At 39.4% G+C, this 22437-nt stretch carries 16 protein-coding genes; 11 read left to right on the forward strand and 5 right to left on the reverse strand.

The genetic code is table 11. The features are described from left to right. Positions 1–199 precede the first annotated feature (199 nt). The 3 genes from CBF29_RS04645 to CBF29_RS04655 all read left to right on the forward strand — a co-directional run bounded on the left by CBF29_RS04645 (position 200) and on the right by CBF29_RS04655 (position 3653). The gene (locus CBF29_RS04645; protein ID WP_126807869.1) at positions 200–1279 is read left to right on the forward strand and encodes an iron-containing alcohol dehydrogenase family protein; all 1080 of its coding nucleotides are present in this window, start codon (positions 200–202) and stop codon (positions 1277–1279) included. 327 nt (positions 1280–1606) lie between these two features. Then, positions 1607–2743 carry an aminotransferase class V-fold PLP-dependent enzyme gene (locus CBF29_RS04650; RefSeq protein ID WP_126807871.1) on the forward strand — a complete coding sequence of 379 codons (1137 nt, stop codon included), beginning with the start codon at positions 1607–1609 and terminating at the stop codon, positions 2741–2743. A 463-nt stretch (positions 2744–3206) separates the two neighbouring features. Beyond that, positions 3207–3653 (forward strand): nuclear transport factor 2 family protein, encoded by a 447-nt coding sequence (locus tag CBF29_RS04655; protein WP_126807873.1) that lies wholly within the window; start codon positions 3207–3209, stop codon positions 3651–3653. A 141-nt stretch (positions 3654–3794) separates the two neighbouring features. On the opposite strand, the gene proC is transcribed toward CBF29_RS04655, so the two are convergent. Then, entirely contained in the window at positions 3795–4601 is an 807-nt protein-coding gene (gene proC, locus CBF29_RS04660; RefSeq protein WP_126807876.1) for a pyrroline-5-carboxylate reductase, read from the reverse strand. 122 nt (positions 4602–4723) lie between these two features. On the opposite strand from proC, the gene mprF reads away from it, so the two are divergent. After that, positions 4724–7333: a bifunctional lysylphosphatidylglycerol flippase/synthetase MprF gene (mprF, locus tag CBF29_RS04665; RefSeq protein ID WP_126807878.1), complete on the forward strand. Its 2610-nt coding sequence runs from the start codon at positions 4724–4726 to the stop codon at positions 7331–7333. A 61-nt stretch (positions 7334–7394) separates the two neighbouring features. Here mprF and CBF29_RS04670 read toward each other — a convergent pair whose 3' ends face one another. After that, complete coding sequence (locus CBF29_RS04670; protein ID WP_126807880.1) at positions 7395–10019, reverse strand: YfhO family protein; 2625 nt, start codon at positions 10017–10019, stop codon at positions 7395–7397. Between the two features lie 174 nt (positions 10020–10193). On the opposite strand from CBF29_RS04670, the gene CBF29_RS04675 reads away from it, so the two are divergent. After that, entirely contained in the window at positions 10194–12272 is a 2079-nt protein-coding gene (locus CBF29_RS04675) for a KUP/HAK/KT family potassium transporter (RefSeq protein ID WP_126807882.1), read from the forward strand. Between the two features lie 43 nt (positions 12273–12315). On the opposite strand, the gene CBF29_RS04680 is transcribed toward CBF29_RS04675, so the two are convergent. Then, positions 12316–13338, reverse strand: a complete 1023-nt coding sequence (locus CBF29_RS04680) for a serine hydrolase domain-containing protein (protein WP_126807884.1) — start codon at positions 13336–13338, stop codon at positions 12316–12318. Between the two features lie 208 nt (positions 13339–13546). Here CBF29_RS04680 and CBF29_RS04685 point away from each other — a divergent pair, with 208 nt between their 5' ends. The 6 genes from CBF29_RS04685 (at position 13547) to CBF29_RS04710 (ending at position 20240) form a co-directional block, all read left to right on the forward strand. Beyond that, a complete protein-coding gene (locus tag CBF29_RS04685; protein WP_126807959.1) occupies positions 13547–14056 on the forward strand; it encodes a DNA-3-methyladenine glycosylase I in 510 nt (169 codons plus the stop codon). A gap of 109 nt (positions 14057–14165) precedes the next feature. After that, complete coding sequence (locus tag CBF29_RS04690) at positions 14166–14840, forward strand: response regulator transcription factor (RefSeq protein WP_126807886.1); 675 nt, start codon at positions 14166–14168, stop codon at positions 14838–14840. Further along, positions 14840–15751, forward strand: coding sequence for a sensor histidine kinase (locus CBF29_RS04695; RefSeq protein ID WP_126807888.1), 912 nt, complete (start codon positions 14840–14842; stop codon positions 15749–15751). Before CBF29_RS04690 ends, CBF29_RS04695 begins: the two co-directional genes overlap by 1 nt. A gap of 80 nt (positions 15752–15831) precedes the next feature. Further along, positions 15832–16503, forward strand: coding sequence for an ABC transporter ATP-binding protein (locus CBF29_RS04700; RefSeq protein ID WP_126807890.1), 672 nt, complete (start codon positions 15832–15834; stop codon positions 16501–16503). 1 nt (position 16504) lies between these two features. Next, positions 16505–18979: an ABC transporter permease gene (locus tag CBF29_RS04705; RefSeq protein ID WP_170169992.1), complete on the forward strand. Its 2475-nt coding sequence runs from the start codon at positions 16505–16507 to the stop codon at positions 18977–18979. Between the two features lie 382 nt (positions 18980–19361). Next, complete coding sequence (locus CBF29_RS04710; protein ID WP_126807895.1) at positions 19362–20240, forward strand: YitT family protein; 879 nt, start codon at positions 19362–19364, stop codon at positions 20238–20240. Between the two features lie 67 nt (positions 20241–20307). Here the strand turns inward: CBF29_RS04710 and CBF29_RS04715 are convergent, their stop codons facing one another. After that, entirely contained in the window at positions 20308–20997 is a 690-nt protein-coding gene (locus tag CBF29_RS04715; protein WP_126807897.1) for a type 1 glutamine amidotransferase, read from the reverse strand. 1 nt (position 20998) lies between these two features. Further along, the gene (locus CBF29_RS04720) at positions 20999–22342 is read right to left on the reverse strand and encodes a Mur ligase family protein (RefSeq protein ID WP_126807899.1); all 1344 of its coding nucleotides are present in this window, start codon (positions 22340–22342) and stop codon (positions 20999–21001) included. Between the last annotated feature and the right edge of the window lie 95 nt (positions 22343–22437).

Here is a 22437-nt window from a genome sequence, read left to right on the forward strand (position 1 = left end):
TATGGATTATAAAGTAAAATGGAAAAATATGCAATAAGAAAATTGGAATATTCATTAAAAGTCAAAAATAAGATGTTTTTAGCGATGTAAACAGATTTTTTATGCATTATTTTTAAATTGTTAGTGATATTTATTCATGCTCTTGTAATTATTGGTGATATTTATGTATAATATGGGAAAGAAAAGGGAGTTGATTGCAATGAAAATGAATTTAGTCGTCCGAGGAGCGCCTCAGGAATATATATGCAAGACAGGCAGCTGGCAGGAATTGCCCGATCATTTAGCTAAAAGGGGCGTCGAAAATATTTTAGTTCTTCATGGGGAGAAGTCTTGGAAAGCAGCGGAACCTTATTTTCCTGATTTATCCGATTTTCAAGTGCTGTTCCGTCATTATGGCAATCATTGTACGGATACGTTGCGGGATCAGCACATCGCTGTTGCGAAAGAAAATCAGATAGATACAGTGGTTGCAGTGGGTGGAGGAAAAATTTCTGATTTAGGTAAAATGATTGCCCATGAAATGAAAATCAGAATAGTTATTTTACCAACTTTAGCTGCCACGTGTGCTGCTTATTCTTCTTTGAGTTCTGTCTATAATGATAACGGGGAACATTCGGAAATGCGGATTTTTCCTTATAGTACAGATTTAGTCTTGGTAGAACCGGAGATGTTGCTGGATTCGCCTGAAGAATATTTGATTGCCGGCATCGGAGACACCATCGCCAAATGGTACGAATCTAATGCGATTATCTCCCAGCTGGAGGAAAAATCTGTTGCGGTGGAAATCGCTCAAAGTATGGCAAAAAAATGCCGTGATAATTTACTTGAATATAGTAGTGAAGCTATTAAAGCACATGGAGAAAAAAATTTAACTGAAGCTTTTAAAAAAGTGATCGAAACCAATATCATGTTGGCGGGTCTTGTTGGGGGCTTTGGGGACGATTATGGGCGGACGGCGGGTGCACATACGATTCACGATGCTCTGACAGTTGTTCCGGAAAGCCGTGCTGTTCTTCATGGAAATAAGGTGGCCTACGGTATTTTAGTTCAGCTGGTGATTGAAGACAAATGGGAAGAGATTAAAAATTTACAGCCATTTTATGAAGAATTAGGTCTGCCATTGTCATTAAAAGACATGAAGATTCCCTTGGATGGCTTGGATAAGGTGGTTGAAAAGGCTGCCTCTCCTAAAGAGTTTATTCATTTATTGGCGAAGCCGGTCAACCAACAAGTGATTAAAGAGGCTATGCTGGCATTGGAAGATTATATGACGAATTAATTCTTAATTTAATAATATTCTTGTAGAGGAAGATTCAGAAGAAAAATAAAGTTTCCGTGAGGTCATCAGGCAGTGTAGATTTCGCGGGATTTTATTTTTGCTGATTTTTCAAGTGATTTCCGCATCCTTCTCATGTCTTTCTCGATGATTGCCATGAGAATTTCTTTTAGCTATACTGGAGTTGATTATAATCTATTTCAAGTATAGTCAATAGAATAAAATATAGGAGATATATTTGCAGGTTGTTCCTTGTGATTGTGTTTCTTCTTTATTGAAAAAATGCCTGAATTTTTAGCTCATTTAAAAATCCTCAAAAGGAGAGGGAAAATGATTTATTTAGATAACTCAGCAACAACGTTGAAAAAACCAGATAGTGTGATTCAAGCAGTCATGGATGCCTTAAATCATATTGGAAACCCTGATAGAGGTGTTCATGAGGCATCTTTGGAAAGTTCTCAGTTGTTATTTAAGACTCGCCAACTGTTGTGTGAGTTTTTCAATGGGGAACAGTCAAGTCAGATTGTGTTTACTTCGGGAGCCACAGAAAGTCTCAACCTAGTCATCAATGGTCTTCATGAAAAAGGAGATCACGTCATAACGACGATGATGGAACATAATTCTGTATTGCGCCCATTGTACCGCTTAGAGGCACAGCAAATAATCGAGTTGACGATTTTACCGGTGGATGAAAAAGGGTGTATAAGTTATAAAGGTTTGGAAGAGGCCATTCAGCTGAACACTAAGTCACTGATTATTTCTCATGGCTCAAATGTTACAGGAAATAGTGTCAATCTGGAAAAAATTGGCAAGATTGCCGCTAAAAACGATGTGATATTTATTGTTGACAGTGCACAATCTGCAGGAACTTTGCCAATCGATATTCAGAAACAACAAATAGATATTTTATGTTTTACCGGCCATAAAGGGTTATTTGGTCCTCAAGGCACAGGAGGGCTCTATGTCAATCCAATGATAAGTCTAAAACCTTTAAAGGTTGGAGGTAGTGGGATTGCTACCTTTAGTAAAACTCATCCGACCACTATGCCAACTGCATTGGAAGCAGGGACATTAAACGGACATGGTATTGCTGGTTTAAAAGCCGGTATAGAGTTTATTTTAAATAAAACCTTACAAAGTATCCATCAACATGAGATGTCCTTAGTTCAGCTTTTTTACGAAGAGGTTTGTCAAATAGATGGGGTGACAGTGTATGGAGATTTTACAACTAAGGCACGCTGCCCGATTGTCAGCTTGACTATTGGTGAAGAAGATTCGTCAGAAATCAGCGATAGACTCGCCAGCGACTATGGTATTGCCACTAGATCTGGTGGACATTGTGCCCCGTTGATTCACGAAGCGCTGGGGACCAAGGAACAAAGCGTGGTTCGTTTCAGCTTTTCATATTTTAATACGGAGGAAGAAGTCCTTGCGGCTATCCAAGCGTTAAAAGAGATAGCACAATAGCTTTATGAAACTGATCAGCCAATAAAACATAGTCATAGACTGGATAAAGTCCGGATTTGGAAATCTGAAATGCTTGATAGGTTCTCTGAATATTTTCTGTTTTTATATTCGTTCAGGAGCTGAGACCGGATGCTTTGTTTGTCTTTAAGAACACCTGAAACTTTTGTGCTCTAACTTCTTAATTTCATAAAGGCATCAAAAAGTGCGTTCCCCAGCAAAGGAAACGCACTTTTTACTGTTTCCGTATTTTTGAGAGCTAACGATATAGACTCGCGGCATGCACCGTAAATGATTTATCCATTTTTTTACATCAGTTCTAAAGCTCCTGAATTATAGTGCGGAACTCTGACTACTGAGTGTTAAGTTGGCCAGAAGCGTGTACTTCCTAATTGGTCGTGGAATGTGAGCATGGTATAATTGGTTTTAGAGAAATGAAGTGTACAGCGTTTAGGAGGTTGTGAAAATGACGAACGAAAGCATCAGAGAGTTCTTCTTACGTTATGAGCAGTTTTTCATGCAATCGCTTGACGGAGATGTAGATGTTGACGAAATATCATCGTTGTATGCACAAGAATTTATTGCCGCTTCGCCCATGGGGACAATGTCGGGGAAAAACGACCATCAATTTCAGCAAGCCTTGGTGCAAGGCTACGAGCAATACCGCCAAATTGGTACTAAAAAAATGACAGTTCGGAGTGTAAAAACTTCTCCAATAGACGAGCTTCATTGCGTAGCTCATGTAGCTTGGACAGCAACCTATGCCACTGCTGAAAAATCAAACATAGCAATTGATTTCGAAGTACATTATCTCATGCAAGAGCTTGGCGGCAAGTTGCAGATATTTGGCTGGATTGCAGGGGATGAGCAAAAACTATTAAAAGACTATGGTGTTATTAAAGCATCAGACTAGGCGAAGCAAGTCCTTCGGGTCATCTTCGCCCAAGGTTGGGGCTTTTCGTCAAATGGTGATGATGGTACTAAAAGTGAATATAAATTTATACACCCCCTAAAAGTTAGATTGTTTATTCTAGCTTTTAAGGGGTGAGTTTTTTTATTCCTTTGACATCTCTTGGTCCTTCTTGATTGTGGCATCTACGGCATGGAAAAGACTAGGAATAAATCCGTCATTTTCCAATGAAGCTACCCCTTCAATCGTGGTGCCCCCGGGAGATGATACTTGATTGATTAAATCCCACGAACTGAGAGTTTTATCTTTCATCAGTTCTAGAGTACCGCTCACCGCTTCAAGAGTGATCGCTTGAGCTAATTCATAAGGGAGACCATTTTTTACAGCAGCTCGTGTTAAACCGTCGATATACATAGCGGTAAAGGCTGGGGAACAGCCAGCGATAGCAGTAAATGTGACAAAGTCTTTTTCAGCTAGCTCATAAGTCACTCCAAGCTGTTCGAACAATTCCGAAACGAGCTGTTTTTCTTCCACTGAAAAATTATCAGAGAAGGATAGTCCAGAGACACTTCGACGGATAGCAATATTCATGTTTGGCATCACACGGACAATTTTTGCCTCATCGCCAAGAAAAGACTGTATTTTAGTAATATTAAAACCGGCAGCAATAGAAACGACGATTTTTTTAGAATCTTTTATTTCGGAAGCAATCTCATTTAGTACATCCGGTAATTTCTGGGGCTTCACCCCTAAAATAATTATATCCGCTTGCTGAACAAGTTCCGTGTTGTTTGATGAGAAGGCAACACCTAATTGATCAGCTTGTGCCTTAGAGCGTTCCGCCGTTGATTTAGTCAGCGTCACTTGTTCAGGGGAAGTGAATCGGCTGTCGATCAAACCTTTGATAATAGCAGTACTCATGTTGCCTGCCCCGATAAATCCAATTTGCATGGGATGACCTCATTTCTTCTTAATAGATTTACTATAATCCAAACAGGTATAGAATTGCAATCATAATTGTTTTTATCATAATGTGGTAAAATAATAGAGAATAAGCTAGGAGGGTGTGTCAGATGAAAGCTCATATCAATAAGTGGCTGGCAGTGATAAAAAAATATCAGCTGGTAATCAAACTGATTTTTATGGCTTCGATTATTTTATTTGTCATTAACCAATTTGCGCAAATTTTACATGGGATGACATGGTCCGAGCTGAAAGAAATCATGTTCAGTCAAAGTAAAAGCACACTGTTCATCTTTGCTTTGTTAGGTTTTTTTGCCGCTGTCCCCTTGATGCTTTACGATTGGGCAACGGTGAAAATACTGGAAGACAAGGGCAGAGAACCAATGGAAAAGAAAGAATTTTTTTCTGCTGCATGGATTATCAATACGTTGAATAATTTTGCGGGATTTGGCGGAGTGATTGGTGCTACGCTGAGAGGGAAATTTTATGGGTCTGACCTTAAAGGCAAGACGATTGTCGCCGCAGTTTCCAAAGTGGCACTGTTTATGCTGTCAGGTCTGTCTATTCTTTCTCTTGTCACTTTAGGGGACCTTTTGTTCTTTCGACCGGAGCATATCTTTCAAAATTATTGGGTTTGGCTGCTGCTGGGCAGCTTGTACACACCTGTTTTAGTCGGGGTAATCATTATTCGCCGAAAAAATTTGTTCTCAGGTTTTACCGTCACAAGAGTGATCCAGTTGTTGTCAGCTTCGCTGGGGCAATGGTTGTTTGCCATGGTATTTTTCATGTTTATCGGCTTTACTTTAAATGTAAAAATCTCCCCACTGGACTTGTACCCCCTGTTTGTTTCCGCTACTTTGATCGGGATGATTACAATGGTACCGGGAGGAATGGGAACATTTGACGTCTTAATGATCATGGGGCTAGCGAGCTTGGGTGTGACAAAAGAAATGGCGTTGGTCTGGCTGCTATTTTATCGTATCTTTTATTTTGTGATTCCCTTTCTTTCAGGATTAGCTACTTATTTAATCAGGACGGGCGTAAAAATAAATGTTTTTTTCGATGGTTTGCCCAAGCTGATCTCAGAAAAGCTTGCCCATGTTTTTTTAGTCATTTTGGTTTATTTAGCAGGGATTTTAATGGTGATTTTATCTACCATTCCTAATCTATCCCACTTATCTAATTTTTTTGCCAGCATCTCTTCTTATTCTTTTGATTTTTTAGATCAGACGCTTAACATGATGATGGGATTCTTGCTTCTTGGATTGGCAAGGGGAGTAGCTAATCAAGTGAAAAAAGCCTATTGGCCTACGGTTTTCGTCTTGGTATTTTGTATTGTGAACACACTCAGTAATGTTCGTTCTTGGAAATTGACAGCATTTTATCTTTTCATCTTAGGATGCTTATACTTATCACGTAAAGAATTTTATCGTAAGCAATTGGTGTTTTCTTGGGAAGCCATCGGGTTTGATGCACTGCTTTATGGTGTTTTATTCGCATTGTATTCAGTGGTTGGCTATTTGTCCAGTTCAGAACAGCCAGTGGCCTTTGAGAAACTGAATTTTATTTTATTTCCTTCTTCCAATGTTTGGCTTAAAGGACTGCTTGGCTTGCTGATTGCTTTTATAACTATTTTTTTGCTGGACCGTTATTTGGCAGAAAAGGAAAAGCCCGGGGAAGGCTATGACTATGCCCGAATCAATTGGCTTTTAAGTCGGCACGAAGGAACCAGTTATTCCCATCTTAACTATTTAAAAGACCGCCGTTACTTTTTCTATCAGCAAAGCGGTTATGACAAAGTATTTTTTCAGTTTCAAATCAAAGCTAATAAATTATTTGTCTTGGGGGACCCGGTGGGGGAAGCTGAATTTTTTGAAGAGAGCGTCACAGCTTTTCATCAATATGCTGATCAGCACGGCTATGAACTGATTTTTTATAGTGTGAGTGATCGTTTTGCCTTGCTTTTACATGACATCGGCTTTCATTTTATCAAAATAGGCGAGGAAGGAATAGTAGATTTACAAGGAAGAAGTTCTGGGGAGTTAAGTGACAGAACAGAAATCCGTTTGGAAGTGGAACGATTAAGAAGTCGTGGATACACGTTCACCATGTACCATTCCCTTCCTGATGAAGAATTACTACTGCCAGTGAAAGAAGTTGCGGCCGAATGGCAGGAGGTCCATGGGCGGCGTTATTTTTCTACCGGCCATTTTGACGAAGACTATTTAGCTAAGGCGCCGATTGGCATTGTCCGCGATCAAGATCATGTGGTTCAAGGTTTTGTCACATTGAAGCCGATTAAAGAAGGGGAGAGACTCTCCTATGACTTATTGCAATATCGAGCAGAAGCCCCTGTAACGATTGGTGCGTTCATGCTTGTCAGTTTGCTTGACTACTATCGTGAAAAGGGTTTGCCTTACTTTAGCATCGGGCTGACGCCTTTTGCGAAAGTCGGAGAGTATCAAGGGTCTTTTATTTCAGAAAAAATTGTGAACTTGTTGTATCAATATAGCTACCCTCAATATGGCTGGAAAGATTTGAGGGTTTTCAAGGAAGGGTTTGCCACAGAATGGGAAGCACGTTATCTGAGTTACCGAAGTCGCAGCGGCTTTTGGCTGATTGCCATTCAATTACATCTGCTTTTGACCGGCAGTAAAGTCTTTTCCTCACGGCCATTTGAATTGCTGCAATTAGTTTATGGAGAAGAAAAAGAAAGCTGATTTAAACATCCGCTTTTGTTTAAAATTTGTAAAAGTGAAGAGAACAAAAACTCAAGAACCGCTAAGTTTTTTCGCGGTTCTTGAGTTTTCTTTCATAAATAATAAAAATAAGGATGGACCCGATACACAACAGCAGACCAATCAGAAATCCTTGAGGCAAGAATGTCAATTCGATTGTATTCACACCTTTTTCTAGAGGTAAAGTGATAAAGGCATTTTTAAACTCTTTTATCTCAACTTTTTTACCATTGACTTTTGCCGACCACCCCTTGTCATAAGGAATAGTGGTAAATAACACACTATTTTCTTCAACGGAAACAGCAGCGTTTGCTTTTCTTCCTGTCACTTGGAAAGGAACATTATTTTTCTGAATGCCGGTCATAGCTTCTTCATAGGCAGGGATGTCCAATAAAATGATTGGCGGCTTTATAAATGATAAACTTTTCGACCCAGTAAAAGTGACCGTAAATTCGACGGTGCTGTCATTGGGAAAGTACCCAAGATCATAATATTGTCCGCTGATGTTTATTTGAGATGTTTGATTGATGCCGTTGACCGTCAGCTCAGCATGGGCACCATCTAATTCAGAAAAGTTTTTCGGAAACAGACTGAGGTAAGCTTGTTTTTGTGCAGGCATATTGACAGTCCATGTGATCGACTGACCTTGATCTTTTTCTTTTTCTCTAATGTTTAAAGTGTTATCAGTCATCGTAAGCTGGGTGTTATCAGTTCCTATAACCTCAGGAGAAATGTGAGAAAAGTAGGATGCATTAGTTCCTGCTAGTTGATTTAATAAACTTTCTTGAGAAGACAGATTGTCATTTTCCGGGAAAGAAACAGAATAGATAGAGTTATCTGTCAAAATCCCCAAACTTGCAGCGAATTGGTTGCGATACATCGTATAAGTCTCGTTATGATAGTCAATCCCAAAACCATACTTAAACAAATTATTTTTGGTTTGGTTATAGCGGATACCTAATAAGCTGTCCATGATGAGCGTGTTGTTCGAATAACGAATATTCAGATTAGTGCCTCGTGAGCGGAAACCTAAAGTATTTAAAAAATTCGACGTGTTGCGATTACGGATGGAAGAGAACATACTAACTCCGCTAAATCCATAATTGAATGCATCGTTGGAAGAAACAGGAGTAAGATTTTCCATCCGATAAAATTCGTCGTCATCTTTATTTTTGACGGTATCCACAGCATTTTTATAGTCTTTATAAGGTTCCGTGTAAAGACTTCTGGACGGATAGTTCCAGTCGTCTAAAATTCCCTGAACTAGCTGGATGGAGTTGATGGTCACTTCAGCGAATACAAAAGCAGAAACAATCAGTGTGAAAAACCGTTTGCTGTTTTTGGAAAAGCGATGTTTTCCTGTCATATAGTCATACAAGACACTTAAAATCAGATACCCCATCAACAAGCCTACGGTGATAGCTAAGTGGCTCACAGTCACATAAGAATAGTCAGCAGGAGCTTTGAAACTAAAGGCAGCAATGAATAAAAGCGACCATCCGATGATAATGCTGGCTAAAAGCAAAAAGTCTTCCCGCCTGAATACTTCTAAGGCATACCCTGCCAAAACGATGACCAAAACAGACAAAAGGAAGCTGTAGCGAAACAGAAACATATTTGGCGCATGAAACCCATGCCAGAAAAGATTTAATGGTTCAAGATAAAAGCTGGCAATCAACAGGGCAAGAATGCCGCCGAAAAGCAATTTGTTTTTCCCCGGGATTTTCCTTGAAATAAAATAAAACGTACAAAAAATCAGGGGCAGCAGTCCGATATATATAAACGGGATGGAGCCGTATTTTGTAGTGTCATAGACGCCGACCATATTTTTGACAATCAGGTCAAACCAAGAAGAATCAGGTGTTTTCCACTTAGTGATTTCTGTCAATGTTTCACCGTTGGCGCGCAAGTCAAGAAGTGTGGGTAAAATAATTATCATCGAGGCGAAACCTGCTAAAAAGGATGTTAAAAAATAATGGGGGAGACTGTTTTTATATTTTTTCCAATCCGTCAATAATCTGGCGAAATAATAAAGCAGTGAGAAGACCCCTACCATAAATCCGAAATAAAAGTTGCTGACAAATAAAATAAAATAGGAAATAAACAACAGTCTTGGGTTTCTGCTGTCCATTAAGCGATGAATCCCCAGTAAAATCAGCGGCAGCCAAACAAAGGTGTCTTGCCACATGACCAATTCTGAATGGACGACAGAGAAAGCCATCAACGCGTAGATAGTTGACATTCCAACATGGAAAATCGGTGCTACTTTATAAGTGTTCCGCGAAAAAATCCAAAAGGATAACCCGGAAAAGCCAAATTTCAATAAGGTGAGAAAATATAAGGTGTCAGGCATAAACTGGTTTGGTACTAGGGCAACTAACGGCGTAAAGACACCGCCTAGGTAATACGAAATCAAGGCAAGATAGTTTAAGCCTAGAGAGGCATTCCAAGTGTAAAAGATACTTTGCTTGCCAGTCAACACATTATGAAAGCTGGCGTGGAAATTTGAAAATTGAGAAAAAGAATCACTGGCCATGATACTGATGTCACTGCCGGGATAGACGCCGACTGTCAGTAAGCTGATGACCATAACAACGACTGGCAGCAGAAAGGCTGCAAGCCAGTATTTTTTTTCCTTAGAAATAATCGATTTTAACGTTGTGTTCATTTAAATTCCCCTGCGAATAATTGTTTCTACCATTTTATCACAGAAGGAAAAATAATGGGAATGTGAGGATAAAAATCGAATTGACTTTAAAAATAAAAGTTTTATAATTACTATCAGTGTTTCATTTGATTAGTAAAAATTTTATAGAAGTGCTTAAAAATTTGGAGGAAAAAAATGAGTAAAACTGTTGTGGACAATCAATTTGACAAATTTAAATTGAGTGGCGCTTTAATCGCAATGGGTGTGGTGTACGGGGATATCGGAACAAGTCCGCTGTACGTGATGAAGGCTATCATTGAAGGGAATGGCGGATTAAGTGAAGTATCACCTGACTTTATCATTGGCGCTGTGTCTCTAGTCATTTGGACGGTGACCCTTTTGACAACGGTCAAATATGTGATGATTGCCCTGCGTGCCGATAACCATGGAGAAGGCGGGATTTTTTCTCTTTATACACTGGTTAGAAAAATGAGTCCGTATCTGATTATTCCGGCAATGATCGGAGGAGCCACCTTATTAGCGGATGGTGTATTGACCCCGGCTGTTACGATTACGACAGCTGTCGAAGGATTGCGGGGAATTCCAGTTTTTTACAATATTTTTGGAAACAACCAAAACGTCATTGTGGCCATCACCATCACTATTGTTTTAATTTTGTTTATGATTCAGCGATTTGGTACTGAGAAAGTAGGTAAAGCCTTTGGACCGATTATGCTCGGATGGTTTACGTTCATCGGTTTAGTTGGTGCGTATAATTTTTTAGGGGATTTGTCTGTCATTCGGGCGATAAATCCATACTATGCGATCAAATTATTGACCAGCCCGCAAAATAAAGCAGGGATTTTTATTTTAGGCAGTGTCTTCTTGGCAACCACTGGGGCTGAAGCATTGTATTCCGATATGGGTCACGTGGGACGTAAAAACATTTTAGGCAGTTGGCCCTATATCAAAGTATGTCTGATTTTAAATTATTTGGGGCAAGCGGCATGGATTATTTCCGTCAGCAATGACCCTAAGTATTTGGCTGTTGAAGTCTTGAATCCATTTTTCAGAATGATTCCTGACAGCCTGTCTATCTTTTCGGTAGTTTTTGCAACAATAGCGGCAGTGATTGCTTCTCAGGCGTTAATTTCAGGTTCTTATACTTTGGTATCGGAAGCAATCAAGTTGCATTTATTCCCAAAACTGAGAATCATCTATCCGACAGATCAAAAAGGCCAACTTTATATCCCGGCGATCAACTGGGCGTTATGTCTGTTGTGTGTCAGCATTGTTGTGGCTTTTAGAACATCGGCTCACTTGGAAGCTGCCTATGGTTTGGCGATTACAATCACCATGTTGATGACGACGATTTTGCTTTTGTTCTATCTATTGAAAAACAATGTGCCGAAAATTATTTCCTTTGGTATTTTTATCTTTTTTGGCGCCATAGAAACGATTTTCTTCTTGTCAAGTGCGACGAAATTTCTCCATGGAGGATACACAGCAGTAGGGATTGCCCTGGCAATTCTGCTTATCATGATTATTTGGGAAAGAAGCTATTTGATTAGAGAAAGAGTATCCGTCCGTGTCGACTTAAAAGATTATGTGGATCAGCTGGTTTCATTGAGTAATGACGAGTCTTTACCTTTATTCCAAACCAATGTGGTCTATTTAACGACGAACCTCAGGGGACATAGAATTGGCAGAGATATCTTGTATTCTATTTTGGACAAAAAACCAAAACGAGCGAAGGTCTACTGGTTTGTCAATGTGTTTGTTACTGATGAACCTTATACAAAGGAATATTTGGTGGACATGATGGGAACCGACTGCATCGTCAATGTGCAGTTGAAATTAGGCTTCCGTGTGCGTCAGGATGTGAATCTTTATATCCGGCAAATTGTCAACGACTTGATGGAACAGGGCATGATTGAAAAACAACCTCAGAAGTATACGATTTTGCCAGGCCGAGAAGTGGGTGATTTCAGTTTTGTACTGTTGAAAGAAGAGTTGGCACGAGTCAATACTGGGTTATCTAATTTTGATAAAGTCATTTATCAGTTAAAAATTGCGATTAAAACGATCACTACTTCAACGGCTAATTGGTTTGGTTTGGAATATAGCGATGTAGTGACAGAACGGGTGCCTTTGATTCTTGACACTAAATTCAAACATAAACGCAAGCTCACACAGATTATTACGGGAGATTTTTATTCTGAAGAAGATGAAGACAGTAATGATTCTATTAGAGATACGACAGCTAAAGGTTAGAGACTTATAAAAAAATAAACAAGCTTTCTGAGAGATGTTTGTCTCAGAGAGCTTGTTTTTCTTCTAGATAACTATCGATTAACTCGTCCCGATTGATTTGGTAAAGAGGTTTGTTATCTAAGGGGTGGACGCGATTGGATAATAAAATGAAGGCTTCCATCTGGTCGCTGTCAATCAGCATGAACGTACCAGTATAGCCTGTGTGGAAAAGAATCGGCTTTTTTGTCTCCGGCTCGAATCTCAAATCCCATCCCAGAGTACGGGGGGCCGACTCAATGTTTGACCAGCTTTGGTACAAAGAAGTGACCGTCTCTTCTTTTAAAAAGTATTCACCATCACGCATTTTGCCTCTATAAAGCATCATAAAAGTAAAACTCATCAAGTCGTTCAGCGTGGCAAAAAGTCCTGCGCTGCCACAACGTTCCTTTAAGATGAACGCTTTAGGGTCATGGACCTCTCCCTTGATTATCCCTCTGCGACTGTCCAGTTCAGTGGGAGCAATTTTATTTCCTGTAGGTGAGAAAGTCGCTTGGGTCATTTTCAATGGTTGAAGAACTTCTTCTTCAATGACTCGCTGCACTGGTTTATGATAGAGTTGTTCAATCATTAAACCAAGGAGAACTGTGCCGGTATCTGTATAGTTGATTTCTTTCCCTCTTAGATTAGGGTTTGATTTCAAGCTTAAGAAAGCTTGAATCAGTTCCTCTTGAGAAAGTTGCTGTCGGTTAGGAATAAAGCCGTTGATTCCGGAAGTATGGGTCAGCAGATGTCTGATTGTGACATATTTATCTTGAAACTCAGGTAAATAGAGCTGCAAGCCATCGTCTATATTGATTCGCTTTTCTTCCAGTAATTTTAAAATGACTGAATTAGTTCCCACCACTTTTGTTAAAGAGGCCACATCAAAAAGGGTGTCGATGGTCATCTGTTCCTTTGAAGGAATGATTTGTCTCAGACCTAATGCTCTTTGGTAGATTTGATTTCCTTTGATAAAACAATACGCCGCCCCTGGCATGATGCCTTTGTTCACTAATTCTTCGATTTTATTTTTTGTTTTAGGATACATAGTCAGCCCTCTTCTCTCATTAGCACAAGCATATCATATTTTGAATTGAGGATAAAATAATCTCACTCAATAATCTCAACGGTTAAGCTATAATTAGCGTCTGGAAAATGCTATCATAGTTTCAGTTAAGTAGCAGTCAAATCAGCGTCATTGTTTATTAAAAGATGAATTTACAATCAGGGAATGGGATGTTATGGAGAAATCAAATGTGAAAAAATATGATTGGTATTCGCAGCAGTGGGGGCAGCCAACCAGAGATGCGCAAATGCTTTTTCTATTATTAACAGTGGGCGTCTTTCAAGCAGGCTTGAGCTGGAAAGCGGCGGCAAGTAAACGGGAAGTCTTTTTAAAACATTTTTGCAACATGGATTATCAAAAAGTTGCCGGATTTTTTGAGGAAGATGTTGATAGGATTGCTGAAGATCCGGAAATGATTCGAAATAAAAGAAAAATCCGTGCCGTGATCCAAAATGCAAGGGCTATTGTGATGTTGGAAAAAGAAGGGGTAAGTTTTGCTGATTACTTATGGGATTTCGTTGGCGATGTGGCCTTAGTAAAGCACTATGAAACTTTGGATGACATATCGAATACACTGCCAGAGGGAAGGCGGATTGCCAAAGACATGAAGAACAGAGGGTTCACCTTTGTCGGCCCAGTGGTCACTACGATATTTTTAAAGGCCGCCGGCATCGTTCAAGATGCCATCTGGTCTGAGTGACGAACAGCCTTAGATCTTAATAATCGTCAAAATGACGAGGATATTTTACTTTTAGACAGTACAAAAAATAACTAGAGAGCACAAAAAATAAATAAAGGAATAAAAAAATATGGGGAAAATTTTATTAGTGGAAGATGATGTGTCTTTAAGGAAAGGGATTATCTACGGTCTCGCCTTAAAAGACTTTGAAATCATTGAATGCGGGACGCTGAAAGAAGCAAAAGAGCAATTAAACTCTGACCTTTTCCAGTTGCTTTTACTGGATGTGAATTTACCAGACGGCAGCGGTTTTGACTTGTGCGAGGATGTCAGACGGACTTCCTCAGTACCGATTATTCTTCTGACGGCAAGAGATTTGGAAATGGATATAGTGACAGGATTGGGTCTGGGAGCCGATGACTATATCACAAAACCTTTCAGCTTGACGATTTTGAGGGCAAGAGTTGAAGCGATTTTAAGAAGAAGTGACCTTCAACAGCGAAAATTTTATCAATTTTCGGAGCTGATGTTTGATTTTGAAAATCTAACTTTCAGCAAGAACGGGCAACCACTGGCGTTGACCAAAAATGACATCAAACTGTTGAAAGTATTTTGTGCCAATCCTAATCGAACACTGGAACGACATTATTTGGAAGAATTGTTGTGGTCAATCGACTCAGATTTTATCGACGAAAATGCCTTATCTGTCACAGTGAAACGTTTGCGTGATAAATTAGGCGGTAATTCAGATATTTCAATCAAAACTGTTTATGGAATCGGTTATCGTTGGGAGGTAAAAATATAATGGGCACAATGCTGATGATTTTAATCATAATAGTTTCTCTGGCGATATGTATCAGGAGCCGCTATTTATCAATTCAAGCGCAACGTACCTTGGATACTTTTAACCACCAGCTGGATGAAGCACTAAAGGGAAATTTAGTGGAAGTATCTTACGATGAACACTATATTTCACAAATTGGAGAAAAAATCAACCGTTTTCTTTCCATGACTTCTTTTCAACAAGAAAAAAACCAAGAGGAAAAGGATGGGGTCAAGGAGTTAGTCTCCAATATCTCTCACCAAACCAAAACCCCGCTGGCTAATTTGACTATTTACAGCCAATTGTTATTAGAGCAGCCTTTGCCAAAAGAGGCTGAAATGTTTGCAAATGAAATTCAGACACATACCAATAAAATGTCTTTTCTAGTAGAACGTTTGATGAAAACCTCTTATATGGAAAATAATTTAATTAACATTCACAAGGAAAAAATTTCTGTCAAACAACTGTTAGAAGAGTCTCTGTCATCCGTTGCTCTTCAAGGGCAATCAAAAAATCTTTCCTTTGTTGGTCAGACGGCTATTACCAATGAAATTTTTTGTGATAGAAGGTGGACTTTAGAAGCGTTGAATAATGTCTTAGATAATGCAGTCAAATATTCTCCTTCTCATGGGACGGTTTCTTTTTCCTGTGAACAGCAAGAATTTTTCACCAAGATCACTATCAGAGATGAAGGCGAAGGAATACCAGAAGGAGAGCAAGCGCAAATTTTCAAGCGGTTCTTCCGCGGCAAGGGCAGTCTGGGAAAAGAAGGACTGGGTATCGGGTTATTTTTGGTGAGAAAAATCATGGAAGAACAAAATGGTTTTGTAAAAGTCAGCACTCCAAGTACAGGCGGTGCTGAATTCTCTTTATTTTTCCCTAGAGAAAGTTAATTCTGTCAAAAATGACAGATTTGAGACAGAGAGCTGATAGATTTGCCTGCTATGATCAACTGTATAAAGGAGGGAAAACTATGAAAAGTTTGAGAGCAGAAAATTTGAAAAAATATTATGGGGCAGGCAATAACCTAGTGAAAGCTCTGGACGGTATTTCTTTTTCAGTTGATGCAGGTGAATTTGTAGCTGTCGTGGGGACATCAGGAAGCGGAAAATCTACATTACTCCATATGCTGGGAGGTTTGGATACATTAACAGAAGGGAAAGTCTGGATTGAACATCAGGATATATCGCAGCTTTCAAAAGATGAATTGACAATTTTCCGGCGCAGGAAAATAGGCTTTGTATTTCAAAGCTTCAATCTTTTACCTTTACAAAATGTCTATGAAAATATCGTTTTACCGATTCAACTAGATGGACAAAAAGTTGATGAAGAATATATCCAACTGATTTTAGAGACACTTGGCTTGGCGGATAAAAAATTTGAGATGCCTAATAATTTATCTGGCGGGCAACAACAGCGGGTGGCAATTGCCAGAGCATTGGCAGCAAAACCAGCCATTATTTTAGCAGACGAACCCACTGGGAATCTGGACAGCAAAACTGCGCTAGACGTTTTAGGTTTGTTAAAATTTACGAGTAAAAAATGGCATCAGACGATTGTGATGATTACACACAATGATGATTTTGCCCAGCTGGCAGACCGTATCATTCGTCTCGAAGATGGCAAACTGTTGGGGGATGACTGAGATGCTGAAAGTAAATAATCGTAAAGTTATCAAACGTCTAGCTAGAACTCAAATGAAACAGCAGCCATTAAAAAATCGGTTGCTCGTGTTGGCGGTGGCTCTTGCCACAATGATGTTAGTCGCTGTATTTAGTATCGGCATCAATTACTACACCGTTTTAAATCAACGGAATTTATCAATGTACGGCAGCGATTATAACGGTATGCTGACGGGACCTACCGAAGAACAAATCAATGTTGTTAAAGAGATGAAAAAAGTAAAAACAGTGGGGATGGCTGTGGGGAGTGTCACCGTGGCAGAATATGAAGGAATCGCCGTTGGCACGAGCCTTGTTTGGGCAGATGAGAACCATTGGCAGGAACAACTCCAGCCAGTGTTTATCCATTTGGTGGGTTCTTATCCGCAAAAAAAAGAGGAAGTCATGCTCTCAGAAAAAGCATTGAAAAAAATGGGAGTCACTCAGCCAGAAGTCGGGATGGTCCTGCCAATGTCTTTGGCCTATTATGATGGACTCAGGGATGAAGAAATGATACTCTCCGGTTATTTTAATGATTATTCTGGAAAAAATCGGGGATTTATTTCAAAAACATTTTATCAACAGTCGGGTATCAAGTCTGACGATTTGGACAGGAGTCGTCTGTATATCAATTTCTCCACCCCTTTTATCAGTGAACAAGAGGAAGCAGAAATGGAAGAATCCCTAAAGCTGAATAAATATCAACATTTTTTTGCTGACACTGAAATGGGCGACATGTTGTTTAAAGTAGCGGTGTCCGTCATTGCCATCGCTGGTGTCATCATGATCAGCGGTTACTTGCTGATTTATAATATCGTGTATATATCTTTAAGAAAAGAAGTACTGTATTTCGGTTTGCTAAAAACTATTGGGACTACTAGCAGACAAATTCGAGAAATCGTCTTTAGACAAATCATTCTGTTGTCAATGATAGGGATTCCAGCTGGCTTAATACTGGGAGCAGGGATTTCCAACTATTTGATACCAAAACTGGTTGTTACCATGATTCCGGGAGTGGTGAGTTTTCGCGGGGAGTTTCAGCCTGTCATTTATGTTCTGGCCGGATTTTTCAGCTTGCTGACGATTTTTATCAGTGTGGCCAAGCCGGCAAAATCAATCGCGCAGATGTCACCGGTCGAGGCGGTAAAGCAAGAGGACATGGGTGTAAAACAATCTAATAAAAGCAAGACTGGCAGCAGTATCCGGGGAATGGCATGGCGTAATGTTTTTCGTAACAAAAAACAGGCAATACTGGTTTTTCTCTCATTATTTATCGGAATGACCTCTTTCACGGTAGTTTCATCGATCATAAAAAATAATAACGCTAAAAAGATCTTGGAAGCGCTGGAGGTTTCTGATATGGAGCTGCTCAATCGCAGCTCGGGCGATGATAATCAGGTTCAAGTATTTTCGAAAGACTTTATTTCTCAAATTGAATCAATAAAGGGAGTAAAAGCTGTTCACCCGGTGAGCGCACTTAATATTGATATAACAAAACCCCATGAGCAATTTTCAGCGTATTTAAAACCAGAATTTGAGATGGCTTACGGGGTGGATTATGAAAAAGAAGGACGGCAGATGATGATTGATAGACCTGAGAACTTTTTCGGGACCCTTGTCGGTCTTGACAGCCAGCAGTTTCAGCAAATGAAGAAAAAATTTCAATTGACCATTTCTGAAAAAGAGTTTCATGAAGGCAGAGTGGGAGTAATCGCCCGTACACTAGAACATAATTATCAGGGGCTAAAAGCGTTAGAAAACCAGAGGATAGACTATCGTTTTGAAAATAGACTTCTGGAAATCAACATTGACTATGTCACAAAGCCCTTTGAACTTTTTGATTCCATCCAATACAACGGCTTTTTCCCTGAGATTTATGTTTCTAATCAATATTTAGACCGTTTGACAGGTTCAGAAACTTTTGTGGATCATCTAGTCATAGATTATCAGCAAGCCTATGATCAGGAAACGGACTTAGAAATCTTATCCATGATCAAAGAGAATAAGCATATTGACCATGAATCAAAAATCGAACGCTATGAAAATATGAAGGAATCAGAAAATCAGCTCTTGATCATGGGTACGGTCATTGCTTTCGTTTTAGCTCTTCTGGGTTTGCTGAACTATATCAACGTATTGTCTACAAGTATATTTAGCCGGTCAAAAGATTTAGCGGTTTTGAGCAGCATCGGCATGACCACTCAGCAAATCAAAAAAATGCTTCTGCACGAGGGGATGATTTATGCTGGTATTTCGCTGCTCTTCTCGGTCATTGTGGGAAATAGTTTGAGTTACCTGATTTTTTCCCTGACCAATGTGTACGAGATAACCTATGAAGCACCATTGACCATGTTGCTGCTACTTTATTTTTTTGCGGCATGGATTTGTCTCTTTTTGCCCAACCTAGTCTACCGTTTCATTCATCGGGACAGTGTGGTAGACCAGCTGAGAAACAACTAAAAAAGCTTGTCGTATCTTGGGCGAAGAAGACAACGTTAATATCCACCACTATAGCTGTGAATAGATGGTGAGCGAAGACGTTTTTTTAAGAAATAAAAACTATCGATAACTTCAACTGCGAGAGCCGTTGAAGTTTTTTGTCGGGAAAAAAGTGGAAACAATTTTGTCTCTGGCATTGCCGCTCAAAGCTCACTCTATTGGTAACTGTCTAGATTTCAATTGACACGTGAAGGACATCATCGGAGGATATATTTTTAATGAGTGTAAATTACTGATTTGTCACTAGAATTTAATAGTCAATCTTAGAGTTTTTTTCTTGAAGGGGTTGACTAAAAAATATAAATTTGTTTAAGTAGATGAGTGGGGTAAAGGGGGAGCTTAGATGACAAAAGAAGGAAAAAAAATTATTTTTAACGTAATCAAGATTATGATCGGTTGTTTTGTTTTTGCGGTAGCGGTCAACATGTTCGCATTGCCGAACAAACTCGGTGAAGGCGGTGTGACAGGAATTACGATGATATTATACTACACACATAATATTTCACCCGCTGTGACTAATATCTTGTTCAATGCCGTCATATTAGTCATTGGTTGGAAGCTGCTAGATAAACAAACCATTTTGTATACAATACTTGCAGTGGGAATTTTATCCGTGTTTCTGAAATTTACTGAAGGACTTCAATTTGTAGCTGATGAAGGCATCGTTGCGGCAATAGCAGCCGGCGGTCTTATGGGATTAGGCATGGGATTTATTATGAAAGGAGAAGGAACCACTGCCGGTAGTATGATTTTAGCTAAAATCATGAATAAGTTTTTAGGTTGGAAAGTTAGTTATGCCTTGCTGTTTTTTGATATTATTGTTGTGATTACTTCTCTTTCTGTGATCGGGATCGAAAAGTTCTTGCTGACAATCGTTTCACTCATGATTTCCACTAAGGTGCTGGATTTTATTTTAGAAGGTTCTAATCCAAAGAAGACTGTCATGATTGTTTCAGATCATTACGAAGAGATAGCTTTAGCTATCGATCAAAAAATCAGTCGTGGAATTACGCTGCTAAATGGGGTCGGGTATTATAAAAGAGAGCCTAAAAAAATCTTGTACGTGGTGATTAGTCGTGATCAGCTGATGGCTATCCAAAATTTGATTAACGATATAGATCCTTTGGCATTTGTGACGATCAGCGATGCACAAAGTGTCATAGGGGAAGGATTTACCCGAGAGATGTTTATTGATACAGAAGAAACCGGAGATAGTTACTAAAAAATTAAAAAACCACTTACTTTGACAAAATCAAAGTAAGTGGTTTAGTTTTGATAAAAATTATGAGTTATTTCAACTCCAGCACAGATGAAAAATCTTCTTGGTATTTTTTTTCCAACATTATTTTCAGCAGTCTTTTCGCTAAATGTACATTTCGAGGCAATATAGGACCATGAAAATAAGAACCAAACGTATTTTTAAAATGAACTCCTTCAGTCTGATCTTCTCCGTTGTTTCCAAACCCTTCCTGTACAATCCCTAGAGGCTGGATGCCTTTTCCTAGATAAGTCAAACCATTATGATTTTCAAATCCCACATATGTTTCATCAAATTCCTTGTTGTAAATTTTTATATCACCTATAAAGCGATGATTTTTCTGACTGTCGGTGTGATAATCGATGGCAGAAATACCAGAGATTTTTTCACCATTTGCCCCTATGTAGTAATCTCCTAAAAGTTGAAAACCCCCACAGATGCCAAGGAAAACACCGTTGTTATGTATATAGTTTGTGAGGGACTCTTTTTTTGATTGTATATCTTTGGAGACGATAGATTGTTCGAAATCTTGGCCTCCTCCGAAAAGAACAAAATCATAGGCCGTTTGTTCAAACGCTTCATCTAAACTAATGACTTCATAAGTGAACGAGACACCGATTTTTTTGGCAAAATATTCTAAAATAAGTAAATTGCCGATGTCGCCATAAGTATTTAAAAGATTGCCATATAAGTGGCAGGCATGAATCGAATAATCGGTCATTTTACATTCCTCCGTCAATATAGCCTTGGGCAGCTAATTCTTTTCTTAATTGCAGAACTGCCGTATAAGTGGCTAGAATAAATACCCGGCCTGATGGGAGTTCTTTGATTGCCTCGACAACTTTGGGGATTTCTTTGATTTCTTTAAAATGATTCCCTTCCAGTCCCGCCACCTTTAGACGCAAGGCAATTTCTTCAGAACGTTCTCCCCCGGCGATGACATGAGGGATAGCCATATGGGCAAATTTTTCATAGTCGCCGTCCCAAATCCAGCTGACATCGATACCGTCAGCATAATTAGCATTAAGCAAATGAACTAACTGGAAGGGTTGGGGCGCAAGTGCGACCATATCAATAACTTGATTGAGTCCCACTGGATTTTTTACGAGAACCAACGTACATTCTTTGTCTCCAACGTGAATGACTTCTTGTCGTCCAAATACTTTTTGGTCGCTGGAGAGTCCTTGACGGATTTTTTCAGGGGAGACTTGGTAATAGCTTCCAACCGCTGTTGCGGCTAGAGCATTGTACACGTTATACAGACCGCCTACTTCAATGCGGTAAGATTCTCCGTCGATTTCAAATTCAGAATATGTATGGTCCATCCCTTTGAGTTTAGTCAGCTGATACGTTAGTTCCGGTCGTTTAAACCCGCAATGAGGGCAGTAGTATTTTCCCTGATTGCTATAAGTAATCATTTTGTATTGAAGAATGTGATGACATTTTGGACACAGCAATCCATCTGTGTTTGAATGAGGCGTGACTTCTTCATCAGGTTCGTGATCGAAGCCGTAATACACCCGCGGATTGCTGGTTTCTTTCGAATTGAAAATCGGCAGGTCCCCATTGGCTAAAATTACAGCCTCTGGTGCCTTGGCTGCCCCATCTAAAATCATTTGGTAGGTCGTGTATATTTCTCCGTAACGATCCATTTGATCGCGGAAAATATTGGTAAATAAAAACAAAGAAGGTTTGAAATAGCTGGTGACTTTGGCCAAGCTTGCTTCATCAATTTCCAGCACCGCAAACTTTTTTCCTTTTTGGTGTGTTTTGGCAGATAGAAATGTGGAAACGATGCCTTGAAGCATGTTGGCACCGGTCGTATTGGTCAGGACATTGTCATAGGCCTGTTTTAATATATTGACTGTTAAAGCGGTCGTCAAAGTTTTTCCATTGGTTCCTGTGACGACGACGACTTCATAATCTTTTGCAATCATGTCTAGAATGTCCGGGTCAATTTTTAAAGCTAATTTTCCCGGCAGACTGCTGCCGCCTTTGGTAAAAGTTTTTAGAAACCACTGGCTTGATTTACCAACAGCGAGTGCTAACTGACTACGTAAACTCATCATGAATCCCCCTAATATTTGTGAGAGTGTGCATCATTCAAAACAACATCTATCATACCATATTCTTAAAACTGACAGGTAATTCTTTAAACAAA

The sequence above is a fragment of the Vagococcus elongatus genome (assembly GCF_003987645.1).
GTDB lineage: Bacteria > Bacillota > Bacilli > Lactobacillales > Vagococcaceae > Vagococcus_A > Vagococcus_A elongatus.